At 73.0% G+C, this 13,265-nt stretch carries 14 protein-coding genes; 5 read left to right on the top strand and 9 right to left on the bottom strand.

Annotation, left to right across the window (positions count from 1 at the left end; all coding sequences use genetic code 11):
* Positions 1–27 precede the first annotated feature (27 nt).
* Positions 28–1,041, bottom strand: a complete 1,014-nt coding sequence (locus tag ACWC9R_RS29730) for a zinc-binding dehydrogenase (protein ID WP_450736113.1) — start codon at positions 1,039–1,041, stop codon at positions 28–30.
* 441 nt (positions 1,042–1,482) lie between these two features.
* Between ACWC9R_RS29730 and ACWC9R_RS29725 the strand changes: the two genes are divergently transcribed.
* Positions 1,483–2,127, top strand: coding sequence for a pentapeptide repeat-containing protein (locus tag ACWC9R_RS29725; protein WP_450736152.1), 645 nt, complete (start codon positions 1,483–1,485; stop codon positions 2,125–2,127).
* Between the two features lie 207 nt (positions 2,128–2,334).
* Here the strand turns inward: ACWC9R_RS29725 and ACWC9R_RS29720 are convergent, their stop codons facing one another.
* The 3 genes from ACWC9R_RS29720 to map form a co-directional block, all read right to left on the bottom strand.
* On the bottom strand, positions 2,335–2,832 hold the full coding sequence (locus ACWC9R_RS29720) for a hypothetical protein (protein WP_450736112.1): 498 nt from the start codon (positions 2,830–2,832) through the stop codon (positions 2,335–2,337).
* 98 nt (positions 2,833–2,930) lie between these two features.
* Positions 2,931–3,599, bottom strand: a complete 669-nt coding sequence (locus ACWC9R_RS29715; protein ID WP_450736110.1) for a response regulator — start codon at positions 3,597–3,599, stop codon at positions 2,931–2,933.
* A 356-nt stretch (positions 3,600–3,955) separates the two neighbouring features.
* On the bottom strand, positions 3,956–4,723 hold the full coding sequence (map, locus tag ACWC9R_RS29710; protein ID WP_450736108.1) for a type I methionyl aminopeptidase: 768 nt from the start codon (positions 4,721–4,723) through the stop codon (positions 3,956–3,958).
* 116 nt (positions 4,724–4,839) lie between these two features.
* On the opposite strand from map, the gene ACWC9R_RS29705 reads away from it, so the two are divergent.
* Positions 4,840–5,115 (top strand): helix-turn-helix domain-containing protein, encoded by a 276-nt coding sequence (locus tag ACWC9R_RS29705; protein ID WP_450736107.1) that lies wholly within the window; start codon positions 4,840–4,842, stop codon positions 5,113–5,115.
* A gap of 159 nt (positions 5,116–5,274) precedes the next feature.
* Here the strand turns inward: ACWC9R_RS29705 and ACWC9R_RS29700 are convergent, their stop codons facing one another.
* On the bottom strand, positions 5,275–5,850 hold the full coding sequence (locus tag ACWC9R_RS29700) for a TerD family protein (RefSeq protein WP_085926971.1): 576 nt from the start codon (positions 5,848–5,850) through the stop codon (positions 5,275–5,277).
* Between the two features lie 202 nt (positions 5,851–6,052).
* Between ACWC9R_RS29700 and arfB the strand changes: the two genes are divergently transcribed.
* Positions 6,053–6,481: an alternative ribosome rescue aminoacyl-tRNA hydrolase ArfB gene (arfB, locus tag ACWC9R_RS29695; protein ID WP_362608965.1), complete on the top strand. Its 429-nt coding sequence runs from the start codon at positions 6,053–6,055 to the stop codon at positions 6,479–6,481.
* Positions 6,482–6,554: 73 nt separating this feature from the next.
* Here the strand turns inward: arfB and ACWC9R_RS29690 are convergent, their stop codons facing one another.
* Positions 6,555–7,169: a flavin reductase family protein gene (locus tag ACWC9R_RS29690; RefSeq protein ID WP_450736104.1), complete on the bottom strand. Its 615-nt coding sequence runs from the start codon at positions 7,167–7,169 to the stop codon at positions 6,555–6,557.
* A gap of 312 nt (positions 7,170–7,481) precedes the next feature.
* Between ACWC9R_RS29690 and cdgB the strand changes: the two genes are divergently transcribed.
* Positions 7,482–9,158: a diguanylate cyclase CdgB gene (cdgB, locus tag ACWC9R_RS29685; RefSeq protein WP_450736103.1), complete on the top strand. Its 1,677-nt coding sequence runs from the start codon at positions 7,482–7,484 to the stop codon at positions 9,156–9,158.
* A 260-nt stretch (positions 9,159–9,418) separates the two neighbouring features.
* Positions 9,419–10,324: a CBM35 domain-containing protein gene (locus ACWC9R_RS29680; protein WP_450736101.1), complete on the top strand. Its 906-nt coding sequence runs from the start codon at positions 9,419–9,421 to the stop codon at positions 10,322–10,324.
* A 205-nt stretch (positions 10,325–10,529) separates the two neighbouring features.
* Here ACWC9R_RS29680 and pfkB read toward each other — a convergent pair whose 3' ends face one another.
* The 3 genes from pfkB to ACWC9R_RS29665 form a co-directional block, all read right to left on the bottom strand.
* Complete coding sequence (gene pfkB / locus ACWC9R_RS29675) at positions 10,530–11,468, bottom strand: 1-phosphofructokinase (RefSeq protein WP_450736099.1); 939 nt, start codon at positions 11,466–11,468, stop codon at positions 10,530–10,532.
* A gap of 193 nt (positions 11,469–11,661) precedes the next feature.
* A complete protein-coding gene (gene nagA, locus ACWC9R_RS29670; protein WP_450736097.1) occupies positions 11,662–12,873 on the bottom strand; it encodes an N-acetylglucosamine-6-phosphate deacetylase in 1,212 nt (403 codons plus the stop codon).
* Positions 12,873–13,265, bottom strand: a 393-nt coding sequence (locus tag ACWC9R_RS29665) for an ROK family protein (protein WP_450736095.1), incomplete at its 5' end; no start/stop codon positions are given. The genes ACWC9R_RS29665 and nagA, both read right to left, overlap by 1 nt.

The following is a 13,265-nucleotide window of genomic DNA, read 5'->3' as shown; positions in this document are numbered from 1 at the left end:
CCGGCCCCGCCCCGGACGAGTTACGCCCTACGGCACCAGCACGACCTTGCCCATCGTGGCGCGGGACTCCAGTGCCCGGTGGGCGGCCGCGGCCTCCGCCAGGGGGAAGCGCTGGACCGCCGGTACCAGCCTGCCCGCCGCGGCCTCGGCCAGGGCCGCGGTCTCCAGGGTGCGGAGCGGGTTGTCGCCGCCGGCCCTGGCCAGCATCGGCGGGCCGAGGACCTGCTCCGACGTGATCCCGCGGGCCGTCAGCTCGCCCTCGGCGAAGTCCAGCGGACCGCCGGTGAGCAGGCCGTCGGAGGACCAGCCGAAGACCAGATGGCGGCCCCCTTTGGCGAGCAGGTCCACGGCCGCGCGACCGGGGGCCCCGCCGACCGAGTCGAAGACGAGCGTGGCCCCGGCCGCTCCCCGGCCGTCGAGGAAGGCCCGGACCGTGGCGGGCCAGTCGTCGCGGAGGTAGTCGACGGCGAGGTCGGCGCCCAGTTCGCGGACCCGCGCCACCTTGGCGCCACCGCCGGCCAGGCCGATGACGGTGGCGCCGGTGTTCTTGGCGTGCTGGACGAGCAGGGAGCCGATGCCGCCGGCCGCTGCCGGGACGAGCGCGATGTCGTCGGCGGTGAGGTCCGCGAAGAGCAGGATGCCCATGGTGGTGCGCCCGGTGCCGATCATGGCGACGGCCTGGCCCGCGTCCAGGCCCTCGGGGATCGTGTGCAGCCGGTCGGCGGCGACGACGGCGAGTTCGGCGTAGCCGCCGGGGACCGTGCCGAGGTGGGTGACGACGCGCCGGCCGAGCCAGTCGGGGTCGGTGCCCTCGCCCAGCGCCTCGACGGTGCCCGCGACTTCCCGCCCGGGAACGGTCGGCAGCTCGGTGAGCGGTATCGGCCCGCCCGGTATGCCCTCGCGCAGGGCGGTGTCCAGGAGGTGGACCCCGGCCGCCGCCACCGCGATACGGACCTCACCGGGCCCCGGGAGTGGGTCGTTCACTGTCTCGTGGCGGAGGTTCTCCGCGGGGCCGAAGGCGTGCAGGCGTATTGCGTGCATGGCGGTGTCTCCTTGGGGCGTGGGGTGGGGCGCGTGGGGCGTGGGGCCCGGTGCGGTTGGTGAGCTATGCCCGCACTCTGTTACCTCAAGGTTGGTTGAGGTCAAAGGGGTTGACGTCGCTGATTGCTGTTGCTTGATGCGGCCGCGGGGGCTCTTCGGCGGCGACCGGTGCCGGGGTGCTCGGGGGACCTCTCAGGGCACGCGCGGGGATCTGCAGGGCGTGCGTGGGGAGCCGTGCCGGGCCTGGCCGGGGGCGGTGGCGTGCCGGGCCGGGAGGGCGGTGGCGAGTCCGGTGGGAGCTGCCACCCGACCGGGCAGGAAGGGGTTTCCGCAGGTCAGGCCGCATTGTCAGTGGTGTGGTTCACGATGGGGTGTGCAGGCGTGATGGGCCACGGGCAGCGGGAAGGCGGTGATCGCGTGGCAGGGCGCGGCAAGGAGACGGTGCGGGCGGTGCGGCGGCCGGAGGTGCGGCTTCCGGAGCTGACGGCGTACGAGGGCGGCGAGCTGGAGGCCGAAGGGGACTACGACGGGCTGGAGTTCGCGGACGCCGACTGGGCCGGGCAGTCGGCGCGCGGCGCACGCTTCATGGACTGCGCGGTACGGCGGTGCGCGTGGGACGAGACCGTGCTCGGCCGGGCGCGGTTCATCGACAGCGTGCTGAGCGGCATCCGTGGGGTCGGCACGGATCTGTCCCAGGCGTCGCTGCGCGATGTGGAGGTGGCGGACGCCCGCCTCGGCGGGACACAGCTGCACGGGGCGGTGCTGGAGCGGGTCGTGGTGCGTGGCGGGAAGATCGATTTCCCGAATCTCCGGCAGGCGAAGCTGCGGGATGTCGCCTTCGAGGGGTGCGTACTGGTCGAGGCGGACTTCGCGGGGGCGGTGCTGGAGCGGGTGACGTTCGACGACTGCACCCTGACGCGGGTGGACTTCTCCGAGGCGCGGATGAAGGACGTCGACCTGCGGGGCGCGGCCGCGCTGGACATCGCACGGGGGATCGACCGGCTGTCGGGCGCGGTGATCAGCCCCGCCCAACTACTCGATCTGGCCCCGGTGTTCGCGGCGCAGATAGGCGTACGGGTGGAGTGAGGCACGGCGGGGCGGCTTCGGCCAGGGGAGCGGACGTAGGGCGCCGGGCAGCCGACGCTGCGTGGCGGGTGCGACGCGTAAGGGCCGTACGGGCGTACGGCGGCTGGCCCGGCGTACGGGGACGGGGCGTGCAGAGCCCGGCCTGGCGTACGGCTGGAGCGCAGGTGTCGGGCGTCAGGCGTCAGGTGCCGGGCGTCCGTCCGGGGATCAGACGCGGGGGAAACGGGCCTGGAGGTCCCAGATGGCGGGGTTGTCGCCGAGGCCGTCGTGCATGTCGGTGAGGTCGGCGATCAGGTCGTGCAGGAAGTCGCGGGCCTCGCGGCGCAGCGCGGAGTGGTTGAAGGTCAGCGGGGCCTCGTCGGCGGGCATCCAGTCGGCGTCGACGTCCACCCAGCCGAAGCGGCGCTCGAAGAAGATCCGGTCGGCGGACTCGGTGAAGTCCAGCTCGGCGTGGACCGGGCGGGCGGAGCGGTTGCCCCGGGGGTCGGTGTCGAGCTGCTCGACGATGTCGCAGAGAGCCCAGGCGAAGTCGAGGACCGGCACCCATCCCCAGGCCGTGGACAGCTCGCGGTCCGTCTTCGTGTCGGCGAGGTAGACATCGCCGCAGAAGAGGTCATGGCGCAGCGTGCGCACGTCCGCGGTCCGGTAGTCCGTCTGGGGAGGGTCCGGGAAGCGGCGGGAGAGGGAGTAGCCGAGGTCGATCACCCCTTGATGGTGTCACGCGGGGTGCAGCCGCCATCCGTTGCCATCGGGTGCCGTCCGGCGCGGTCCGGTCCGGTCCGGCGCTGCCCGGTGCCGACTGGTCAGCGCAGCAGCCGATGTTCCCTGGCGACGGAGACCGCGGCGGTCCGGGAGGCCACGCCGAGCTTGTCGTAGAGCCGGCTCAGATGCGTCTTCACCGCGGTCTCGCTGGTGGACAGGGCTCGGGCGATCTCCCGGATGCTCAGTCCGCGGGCGAGCCGGCCGAGGATGTCCAGCTCCTGGTCGGTGAGGGTGGGGCGCGGGCTGCGCATCTGGGCCAGGACACGATGGGCGACCGGCGCGGCCGGCATGCTGTGGCCCCCTGCCGCGGCCCGGATCGCGGCGAACAACTGCTCCGGCGGCTCGGCCTTGAGCAGATGTCCGGCGGCACCGGCCTCAAGGGCGCAGGCGATGTCGGCGTCGGTGTCATAGGCGGTCAGTACGAGGACCGGGGGCGAGCCGGGGGCCTCGGTGCGGGTGATGCGCCGGGTGGCCTCGACGCCGTCGACACCGTCCACGCCGGAGCCGATACGGAGATCCATCAGGACGACGGCGGGGCGGAGTGTGGCGGCCAGGTTCACGGCCTCCTCACCGTTCGTGGCCTCGCCGATCACCTCGAAACCGGGGGCACCGCTGAGCAGCGCGAGCAGCCCGGCACGTTCGATGGCGCGATCGTCGCAGAGCAGCACCTCTATGACGGGGTGCGCGGGTTCGGCGGGGGATGGGCTCATGGGCTGCGCTCCAGGAGGACGGCGGCGGACGACACGGTCCCGCTCGCCCGGCGCCGCTTCCATGGTGCCCTCACCGAGCCGTTCACGCAGACCGGGCGGCCGCCCCGCCAGCCGGCAACCGCCCCTACGCCGCGTTCCTGCGCCCGCCGTAGCGCCCTGCCTCAGCCTCCGCCGTGTGCCCCTGCTCGCACCACGGACCGGCCCTCCCGCCCGTCGCCCACAACCCGGCCACCATGGCCCCCACCCCTCCCGCCGTACGCCCCCGACGAAGCGCAGCCCAACCCGGCTGCCCCTGGTGCTGACGCGCTGGCCGACCCGCCCCGAGGCCAGAAGCCCGCCCCGGTCGGCACCCGCCCCTACGCCCCCGTAAGCACCCGCGGCCCCGCGTTCGTCACCGCCACCGTGTGTTCGAAGTGGGCGGCGCGGGAGGTGTCCGTGGTGCGCAGGGTCCAGCCGTCGTCGGCGGCGTAGTAGTCGTTCCTGCCGCCGGCCAGGAACATCGGCTCGATGGCGAGGACCAGGCCGTGGCGGAGGCGCATGCCGCGGTGCGGGCGGCCGTCGTTGGGGACCGACGGGTCCTCGTGCATCTGGCGGCCGATGCCGTGGCCGCCGAAGTCGTCGGGGATGCCGTAGCCCGCGGCGCGCCCGATGCTGCCGATCGCATGGGAGATGTCGCCGATCCGCGCGCCGACCACGGCCGCCTCGATGCCGGCCGCCAGCGCCTGCCGGGTCGTGTCCATGAGCCGCTGGTCCTCGGGGCGGGCGGCGCCGACCGTGAAGCTGAGGGCCGCGTCTCCGGCCCAGCCGTCCACCAGGGCGCCGCAGTCGATGCTCACCAGGTCGCCGTCGCGCAGCCGGGTCCCGTCCGGGATGCCGTGCACGATCGCGTCGTTGACGGAGACGCAGAGGACGGCGGGGAACGGGGTGGGCGCGAACGTCGGACGGTAGCCGAGGAACGGTGAGTCGGCACCGGCCTCGCGCAGGACCGTACGGGCCACCTCGTCCAGCTCCAGCAGCCGCATCCCCGGGGCGGCCGCCGTACGCGCCGCTTCCAGCGCCTCGGCGACGACCCGTCCGGCCACCCGCATCGCGTCCAGTTCCGCGTCCGTCTTGATCTCCACCATGGCCCGTCCTCCCGCTCACAGCCGCCCGCGCCGCACCCCGGCGGCGGCAGGCGCCACTCCCTCGACGACCGGTATTTCTTTACCGGTATTTCTTTACCGGTATTAGTATCACGGGCATGGTGCGAACTCCACTGACCCCTCGGGAACGTGAACGCGGTGAGCGGCTCGGCGCGCTGTTGCGCTCGGCGCGCGGCGAACAGAGCATGGTCGAGGTCGCGGCGGCGGCGGGGGTGTCCGCCGAGACGCTGCGGAAGATCGAGACCGGCCGGGCGCCGACACCGGCGTTCTTCACGATCGCCGCGCTGGCCGGGGCGCTGGGCCTCTCGCTGGACGAGGTGGCGGCACTGACCACGCCACCCGCAGCAGAAACGGTCACGGACGCGGTCGCCTGAGGCCCCGCGAGGCACGCCCCACCACCACGGGCCCACCCCGCCGCCTGGTGGGCCCCCGAACACGCCGAAGGCCGGCTCCCACAGGGAACCGGCCCTCCGATGTGCTCGCTGCGCCCCGACCAGGTCAGGGCGCAGCGCGGAGCTGACTCAGATGCTGACTCAGACGTTGACGCCGAAGTCCTGCGCGATGCCGACGAGGCCCGACGCGTAGCCCTGGCCGACCGCGCGGAACTTCCACTCGGCGCCGTTGCGGTAGAGCTCGCCGAAGACCATGGCGGTCTCGGTGGCGGCGTCCTCGCTGAGGTCGTAGCGGGCGATCTCGGTGCCGCCGGCCTGGTTGATGATGCGGATGAAGGCGTTCCGCACCTGGCCGAAGTTCTGGCTGCGGTTCTCGGCGTCGTAGATGGAGACCGGGAAGACGATCTTCTCGATGTCGGCCGGCAGCGCCGCGAGGTTGACGTTGATCTGCTCGTCGTCGCCCTCGCCCTGGCCGGTGACGTTGTCGCCGGTGTGCACGATGGACTGGTCCGGCGTCGCCTTGTTGTTGAAGAAGACGAAGTGCTGGTCGGAGAAGACCTTGCCGCTCGGGTTGACCGCGATGGCGCTCGCGTCGAGGTCGAAGTCCGTGCCGGTGGTGGTGCGGACGTCCCAGCCGAGGCCCACCGTGACGGCGGTCAGGCCCGGTGCCTCCTTGGTGAGGGAGACGTTGCCGCCCTTGGACAGGCTTACAGCCATGGGAAGTCCCTTTCCTTGTCGACTCGTCGAAGCGTCGGGCTCCGCACTGCGCACGAAGCTACCGTCACCCACCACAACGTCATGGGGGGACCGCCAGGTTCCAGGAGTCTTTACTCTCTTTGCCGAATTCTGATGTGAATGCGTGGCGCGCACCCCGAAAAGCGGGTGACGAGAGCGTGCGCGGCGCGGGATCATAGGACTCATGTCCGGGCCCTATGTCATCCGAGGTTCGGTCGTCCTTCCAGAGGCCGAGCTCGTCTGGCGTTTCTCGCGTTCCTCAGGTCCGGGCGGCCAGCACGTCAACACCAGCGACAGTCAGGTCGAGCTGCGCTTCGACCTCGGCAGGACGCAGACGCTGCCGCCGGTGTGGAAGGAGCGCGCCCTGGAGCGGCTGGCGGGCCGGCTGACCGACGGCGTGCTGGCGGTACGGGCCTCCGAGCACCGCTCGCAGTGGCGCAACCGCGAGACCGCCGCCGTGCGGATGGCCTCGCTGCTCGCCGAGGCCACCGCGCCGCCGCCCAAGCCGCGCCGCAAGTCGCGGATTCCACGGGGCATCAATGAGCGGCGGCTGCGCGAGAAGAAGCAGCGCGGCGACACCAAGCGCGGCCGCTCGGGCCGCGACTGGGGCTGACGGCGCGGCCGACCGGCCCAAGGGCGAGCCGCAGGCCGCAGCGCCCAAGACGGCCGCGCCCCGATCCCCGGCCTCACCCCAACTGCCGGTACTTCCCCCGGAAGTACGTCAGCGGTCCGTCGTCGTCGTTCGGGACCGAGGTGGCCAGGACACGTGCGATGACCAGGGTGTGATCGCCGGCCAGGACTCGCTGCTCGGTCCGGCACTCCAGGGTCGCCAGGGCGCCCCCGATGAGCGGCGCGCCGGACGCTTCGCCCCGTATGTGCGGAAGGTCCTCGAAGAGCAGTCGGTCGCTGATACGGCCCTTCATGGCGAATCGTCCGGCGGTCTGCCGCTGGTGTCCCGAGAGCACCGACACGGCCCAGAGGGGCTGCCGCTCCAGCAGGTCGTCCATCCGTGAGTCGTTGCGAACGCTCACCATCACCAGCGGCGGGTCGAGGGACACCGACAGGAACGCCGTGGCGGTCATGCCGACGTCCTCGCCGCGCGGCCCGTCGTCCGGGTCGTGGGCGGTGATCAGCACCACGCCGGCGGCCAGGCGGGACAGGGCGGCACGGAACTCGTCGTCACTCACCCCAACAGGATGCGGGATCGGCGCGCCGCCCGGCACGGAGGTGGGGGCGACGGCGGGTGCGGCGTGCGCGACGGGCCCGGAGGCCGCCGTATCGGCAGAGGTCTTCGTGAACACGCCATAAACGCTAACTTTGGCCGGCCGCGACTCGCATCGGCCCTCCGGACCACTTGTGTCCTAGGTCTGACGGCTGAGGCCGGAATCGCTCGGAATTTGCGTTCAGTAAGTGTAGAAAGAGTGAAGGCGCGCTCCCGTGGCGGTTTTATGGAAGATCGCCAACCGTCGTTCATTGCTTGTGACTTGAGTCACAGCAGGCGCTAATTGTTGACCCTGTGTACCGAGTGAGCAGCTCACTGTGATTCAGTGAGCGGGGAATCGGACGACAAGAAATCGTGGAGTTTGCTGTCGAGGTCTCAGGGAGAGCGAACGATGGAGACCGAGTCGGAGCCATACGTCCGTCTTGCAACCCTGCGGCAGCTGCACCAAGTGGTCGCCGAGCTGAACACCGCACGTAGCCTTGCGGACACCTTGCAGACCGTCGCCGACGGCGTGATCACCGGGCTCGGCTACGAGCTGGCCGCGGTCAACCTCGTCCGTCCCGACGGCGATCTCGTCGTCGCCGCGGTGGCGGGCAGCGCGGGCGCCGAGGCACTCATGGCCGGACGGGTCGGCTCCCGCGCCTCCTGGGAGCGCCGGCTGTCCATGGGCGAGCGCTGGGGCGATCTGCACTTCATCTCGCACACCGAGGGCTGGGTGCTCGATGACGACGACGTACCGCAGTGGCACACGGCCGGACCCACGCCCCGGTTCCCCGACGAGTGGCACCCCATGGACCGCCTCTTCGCGCCGATGTACACCGCGGCGAACGGCGGCGGCGAACTCCTCGGGGTGATCTCCGTCGACCGGCCGCGCAACGGCCGGCGGCCCGGCCCCTGGGGCCAGGAAGCCCTGCAGATGTACGCCTTCCAGTCCGCCATCGCGATCAGCAACGCCCGGTTGCGGGCCAACATGCAGCGCGCCCTGGTCCGGCTGGAGCGCGAGCAGCAGGCGCTGCGGGCCAGCGAGGAGAGCTTCCGGCAGGCGTTCGAGTACGCGCCGAGCGGGATGGCCGTCGCCGAAATGGGCGGTGACCAGCACGGACGGCTGCTCCGTACCAACGACGCGCTGTGCCGGCTGCTGGGCCGCCCGGCCTCCGGGATGCGCCGCTACTCCTTCTCCGACCTCGTCCACCCCGAGGACATCGGCACGCTGCTGCGCACCTCCGCCGAGGGCGGCCGCGCCGAGCTGCGGCTGGCCCGCCGGGACGGCACCTACGTGTGGGTCTCGCTGCGCAACTCCGTCGTCGCCGACACCGCCGACGGCCCCCGCTTCCTGCTCACCCACGTCGAGGACATCGAGGAACGCAAGCGGCACGAGCTGCAGCTCGCCCACCGCGCCAGCCACGACTCGCTGACCGGGCTGCCCAACAGCGCCGAGCTGCGGGCCCGGCTCGGCGCCCGGCTGTGCTCCCGCCCGCCCGGCTCGATGGCGGACGCCTACGCCTCCTCGGGCACCCTCAGCGTCGACCCCCACGATCCGCACGGCTTCCGGCCGGACGGGAAGGAGCCCTTCGACGGGCTCGACGGCTTCGAGGGCGGGCCGCCGCCACCGTTCGACCACCATGTGCATCTCGTCGCTCCCGCGGACGGGCCGGCCGACGACGGCTCCAAGGGGCTCGCGGTCCTCTTCTGCGACCTCGACGGCTTCAAGTCGATCAACGACCGCTTCGGGCACAACACCGGCGACGCGGTGCTGATCGAGGTCGCCCGGCGGCTGACCAGCGGGGTCCGGGACGGCGACACGGTCGCCCGGCTCGGCGGCGACGAGTTCGTGGTGCTCGCCGACGGCCTGGGCACCGCCGACGCCGAGGACCTCGCCGTCCGGCTGCGGAACGCGATCATCCCGCCGATCCGGGTGGAGGGCCGCGCGGTCCGGGTGGGCGCCAGCTTCGGTATCGGCTGGGCGAGCTGCGGGATGTCGGCCGAGGAAGTGCTGGAGTCGGCCGATCAGCGGATGTACGTCGAGAAGCGCTCCCGCTCGAAGGCGAACCGGCGGGCCGCGGGCTGAGCGGCGGGCGGTCCGCCGCGGCCGCCGGGCGCGATGCCGCGTATCTCACACCGGCGGCGCTCCGGGCCGCACACCAGCAGTTCACCGATCCGTAGCGATCTTGTGGCCCTCCGGGCACGGTGTGCGCAGGCCGCGACGGGGTAGGCTGCGCCGATGCGGCGCGGCGCCGCCGGGGGCCCGAAAGACAGTTCGCGCAATGAAGCCTGCGGACGCGTAGAGACGCGTACAGACGCGCACAGATCGCTTGGGAGTGACACGGAATGACGGCCGGCAACAACGGCGCGGACACGCCGGAGAACGACGACCCGTTCGCCTACCTCTACCGCTCCGAAGGCGGCGAGGGCGGCGCCCAGGGCTCGGCCGGCGACGGTGCGGCGCGGCAGCCGGGTGTTCCGCGGACGTCCTACAACCAGGTGCGCGCGGTCGGTCAGCGCCAGTACGGCCAGCAGGCCCCGCAGCAGGTGACGTACGGGCAGCAGAACGCCCACTACGCCGCCCCCGAGACGCTGCCCGGCGGTGACCGCACGCGCTCCGCCCCCGCCGCGGGCAACGGTGGCCAGGAGCCGCGCCGCGGCCGCAACGGCCTGCTGATCGGCGCCGTCGCCGTGGTCGCGGTGGTCTGCATAGGCATCGGCGTCGCGATGTTCACCAACGGCAAGGACTCCAAGAGCGACGAGACCGGCAAGCAGGGCCCGTCGGCCGGCGACACGGTCAAGCCCACCGGCAAGCCGTCCAAGGGCAAGCCCGGCCGGCTGCCGAAGGAGAACGCGGTCAGCCTGCGGCTGGAGGGCGGCGCGACGACGGCGAAGGACGTGCCCGGCGCGCGCTCGCCCGGCGGGACCTATGTGGCCGGCATGAATGCCCAGGGAGCGGCGGCCACGTGGTCGGTCGACGTCGACGCCCCCGGCAAGTACAAGCTCTGGGTCGGCTACGGCGTGCCCGGCAAGGACGCCAACCTCACGCTGAATGTGAACGGCACGGCGGACAGCCGGTCGATCAGGCTGAAGAACTTCGCCCACGCCCCGGAGGGCGCCTGGGACAAGGGCTGGACCAGGAGCTGGCAGTACGTGCAGCTCAACAAGGGCACCAACACCGTCAAGCTGTCCTGCGAGAGCGGGAACCAGTGCGAGGTGAACCTCGAAAGGGTCTGGCTGGCCAGGAGCTGAGCAACCGACGGCGCCCCCGTCCTGACCCGCGCCGTAGCCGCCAGAGGAGCGCTCTGCTTCTCTGGCGGCTCTTTGAGTGAGGGCCGACGAACCCGACGCGTTCGGGTCTGTGGGCTTGGAGGCCGGTCGGTCTCGGTCCGCGGCGACTGCGCCGGCCGTCGTCGCGGCTGCAAGGCGCAGATCAGCCGGCGCCATTGACGGGAGGTCACTTCGAACTGCGTATCTCCGGCGACGGCGCTGTCACCCTGACCGTTCGCAGCAGCTCGTCATACGTCGCCGCATCGAACTCGCCTGCCGCCGGGGCCCGTACGGTCGCTGCGGACAGGGCCACGGCCCGGGTCAGGCGGTCCGGCCACGGCAGGTCTTCCACCAGGCCCGAGAGCAGGCCGGCCACCGCCGAGTCGCCGGCGCCGGTCGGGTTGCCGGGGATGCGCCGTGGCGGGGTGGCCTGCCAGGTGCCGTCGGCGGTCACCGCGAGCATGCCGTCCGGGCCCAGCGAGGCGGCCACCGCGTGGGCGCCGCGGCGGCGGGCGTCGCGGGCGGCGCGCAGCGGCTCGGTGCTGCCGGTGAGCGCGGCGAGTTCATCGGCGTTGGGCTTGGCGAGGTCGGGGCGGGCGGCCAGACCCCGGCGCAGCGGTTCGCCGCTGGTGTCGAGGAGGACCGGGACGCCCGCGCCGCGCGCGGCGCGGGTGAGGCGGGCGTAGACGTCGACCGGGACGCCCGGCGGGAGGCTGCCGCAGAGGGCCACCGCCCGTGCGTCGGCGAGCAGTTCGCGGTAGGTGCCGAGGAAGGTGTCCCACTCGGCGGGGGAGACCGTCGGGCCCGCCTCGTTGAGCTGGGTGGTGTCGCCGGTGGCCGCGTCGACGACGGCGACGGTGCGGCGGGTGGCGCCGCCGACCGGGACCAGCGCGTCGGTGACGCCGGTCTCCGCGAGCAGGGCACGCAGCGCGTCACCGGGGCCGCCGCCCACGAAGCCGGTGGCGACCGTGCGGTGGCCGAGCGCGGCCAGCACCCGGGCGACGTTCAGGCCCTTGCCGCCGGGGCGTTCGGACACCTCGGTGACCCGGTGCGTGGTGTGGGGCTGGAGCCGGGGGACGCGGTAGGTGATGTCCAGGGCGGCGTTCAGCGTGACCGTGAGGATCATGGTCGCCCCTCCGGGCAGTCATGGCCGGGCGGCCGGGCGTCGGGCAACCGCGTGCGGCGGTGGCATGCGGACAAGTGCGCGAGCGATCATGCCATCGCAGGTGGGGATTGGCCCAGACCCGGTCCGGCCGCCCTGGGCGTCCACGGCCGGTGGGAGGGGCGGCCGCGCACCCGTCCGGTGCGCGGGCGGAGCCTCAGGCGCCCGGCGGGCGCACCAGCCACTCGCCCCGGCGCATCACGCCCACCACGTCGTAGGCCGCGTCCAGCACCACCAGGTCGGCGTCCTTGCCGGTCTGGAGGGTGCCGGTCCGGCCGGCGAGGCCCAGGAGGCGGGCAGGATTGGCCGAAAGTGCCTGTACGGCCTGGTCGACCGTCAGGCCGTCGACGGTGACGGCGCGTTTGAAGGCACGGTCCAGGGTGAGGGTGGAGCCGGCGATCGAACCGGCCGTGGGGCCTTCGCTGATGCGCGCGACGCCGTCCCTGACCTCGACCTGCATCGGGCCGAGCGGATACCTCCCGTCGCTCATCCCGGCCGCGCCCATCGCGTCGGTGATGAACGCGACCCGTTCGGCGCCGGCCTCGCGGACCGCCATCTGCAGGACCGCGGGGTGCAGATGGGTGCCGTCGTTGATCAGCTCGACGGTGACCCGCTCGTCCTCCAGCAGGGCGGCGACCGGGCCGGGCGTGCGGTGGCCCAGCGGCGGCATCGCGTTGAAGAGGTGGGTGGCGACGGTGGCGCCCGCGTCGACGGCCTCGCGGGTGGCGTCGTAGGAGGAGTCGGTGTGGCCGAGTGCGGCGATCACACCCGCGTCGGCGAGCAGCCGTACGGACTCCAGGCCGCCGGGCAGTTCGGGGGCGACGGTCATCATCGACGTGGTGCCGTGCGCGGCGTCGAGGAGCTTGCGGACGTCGGCCGGGTCCGGGTCGCGCAGCAGCTCGGGCTGGTGGGCGCCGCAGCGGTGCGGGGAGATGAACGGGCCCTCGAAGTGGATGCCGGCCAGCTCGCCCTGCTGCACCAGCTCGGCGAGCACCGCGGCCTGCCGGGCCAGGTCGGCCAGTTCGCCGGTGACGGTGGAGGCGACCATCGAGGTGGTGCCGTGCTGGCGGTGGGTGTCGACCACCCGCAGGCACTCCTCGGGATCGGCCGACGAGAACGAGCCACCGCCGCCGCCATGGACATGCATGTCGACGAAGCCGGGCACGACGAGGTGGCCGGCGAGGTCCACGACATGGCCGGCGGCCCCCTCGGCCAGGTCGAGGTCCCGGCTGAGGACGTCGCCGATGAGACCGCCCTCGACGGTGAGCCGGCCGCGCTCGACCACCCCGGACGGCCGGGCGATCCGGGCGCCGGCCAGGACGGTGCGCGGGAGGTCCGAGGGCCGCTGCGCCGACTGTTGCTGTGCCATCAGGCGGATACCTCCGTGGAGAGAAGATCCCGGGCGAGCAGTCCTGCGCCCAGGCACCCGGCGGCGTCCCCCAGAGCCGCCGGAACGATCGAGGGGAGCCGCTGGAACGTAACGCGCCGGCGGACCGCTTCCCGCAGAGGCGTGAAGAGCGTGTCGCCCGCCTCGGCGAGCCCGCCGCCGATGATCACCGTCCGCGGGTCGAGCAGGGTGAGGCCGGTGACCAGGCCGTCGGCGAGGGCGTCCACGGCGCGCTGCCACACGGACTGCGCCCGCGCGTCGCCGGACGCCACGGCCTTGGCCGCGTCCGCCGCGTTGGCCGCAGCTTCGCCCGCAGCCTCTGGGACGACTCCGTGCGGCACGAGAAGGACACCGCGGTCGGCCGGCTGATGAAC

It is taken from the genome of Streptomyces sp. NPDC001219 (genome assembly GCF_053597915.1).
This window is presented reverse-complemented; position numbering and strand designations above follow the sequence as displayed.

Coding starts and splice junctions, on each gene's coding strand:
- ACWC9R_RS29730 (WP_450736113.1), bottom strand. CDS start 1,041: ATGCACGCAATACGCCTGCACGCCTTCGGCCCCGCGGAGAACCTCCGC.
- ACWC9R_RS29715 (WP_450736110.1), bottom strand. CDS start 3,599: ATGAGCCCATCCCCCGCCGAACCCGCGCACCCCGTCATAGAGGTGCTG.
- map (WP_450736108.1), bottom strand. CDS start 4,723: ATGGTGGAGATCAAGACGGACGCGGAACTGGACGCGATGCGGGTGGCC.
- ACWC9R_RS29705 (WP_450736107.1), top strand. CDS start 4,840: ATGGTGCGAACTCCACTGACCCCTCGGGAACGTGAACGCGGTGAGCGG.
- ACWC9R_RS29700 (WP_085926971.1), bottom strand. CDS start 5,850: ATGGCTGTAAGCCTGTCCAAGGGCGGCAACGTCTCCCTCACCAAGGAG.
- arfB (WP_362608965.1), top strand. CDS start 6,053: ATGTCCGGGCCCTATGTCATCCGAGGTTCGGTCGTCCTTCCAGAGGCC.
- cdgB (WP_450736103.1), top strand. CDS start 7,482: ATGGAGACCGAGTCGGAGCCATACGTCCGTCTTGCAACCCTGCGGCAG.
- ACWC9R_RS29680 (WP_450736101.1), top strand. CDS start 9,419: ATGACGGCCGGCAACAACGGCGCGGACACGCCGGAGAACGACGACCCG.
- pfkB (WP_450736099.1), bottom strand. CDS start 11,468: ATGATCCTCACGGTCACGCTGAACGCCGCCCTGGACATCACCTACCGC.
- nagA (WP_450736097.1), bottom strand. CDS start 12,873: ATGGCACAGCAACAGTCGGCGCAGCGGCCCTCGGACCTCCCGCGCACC.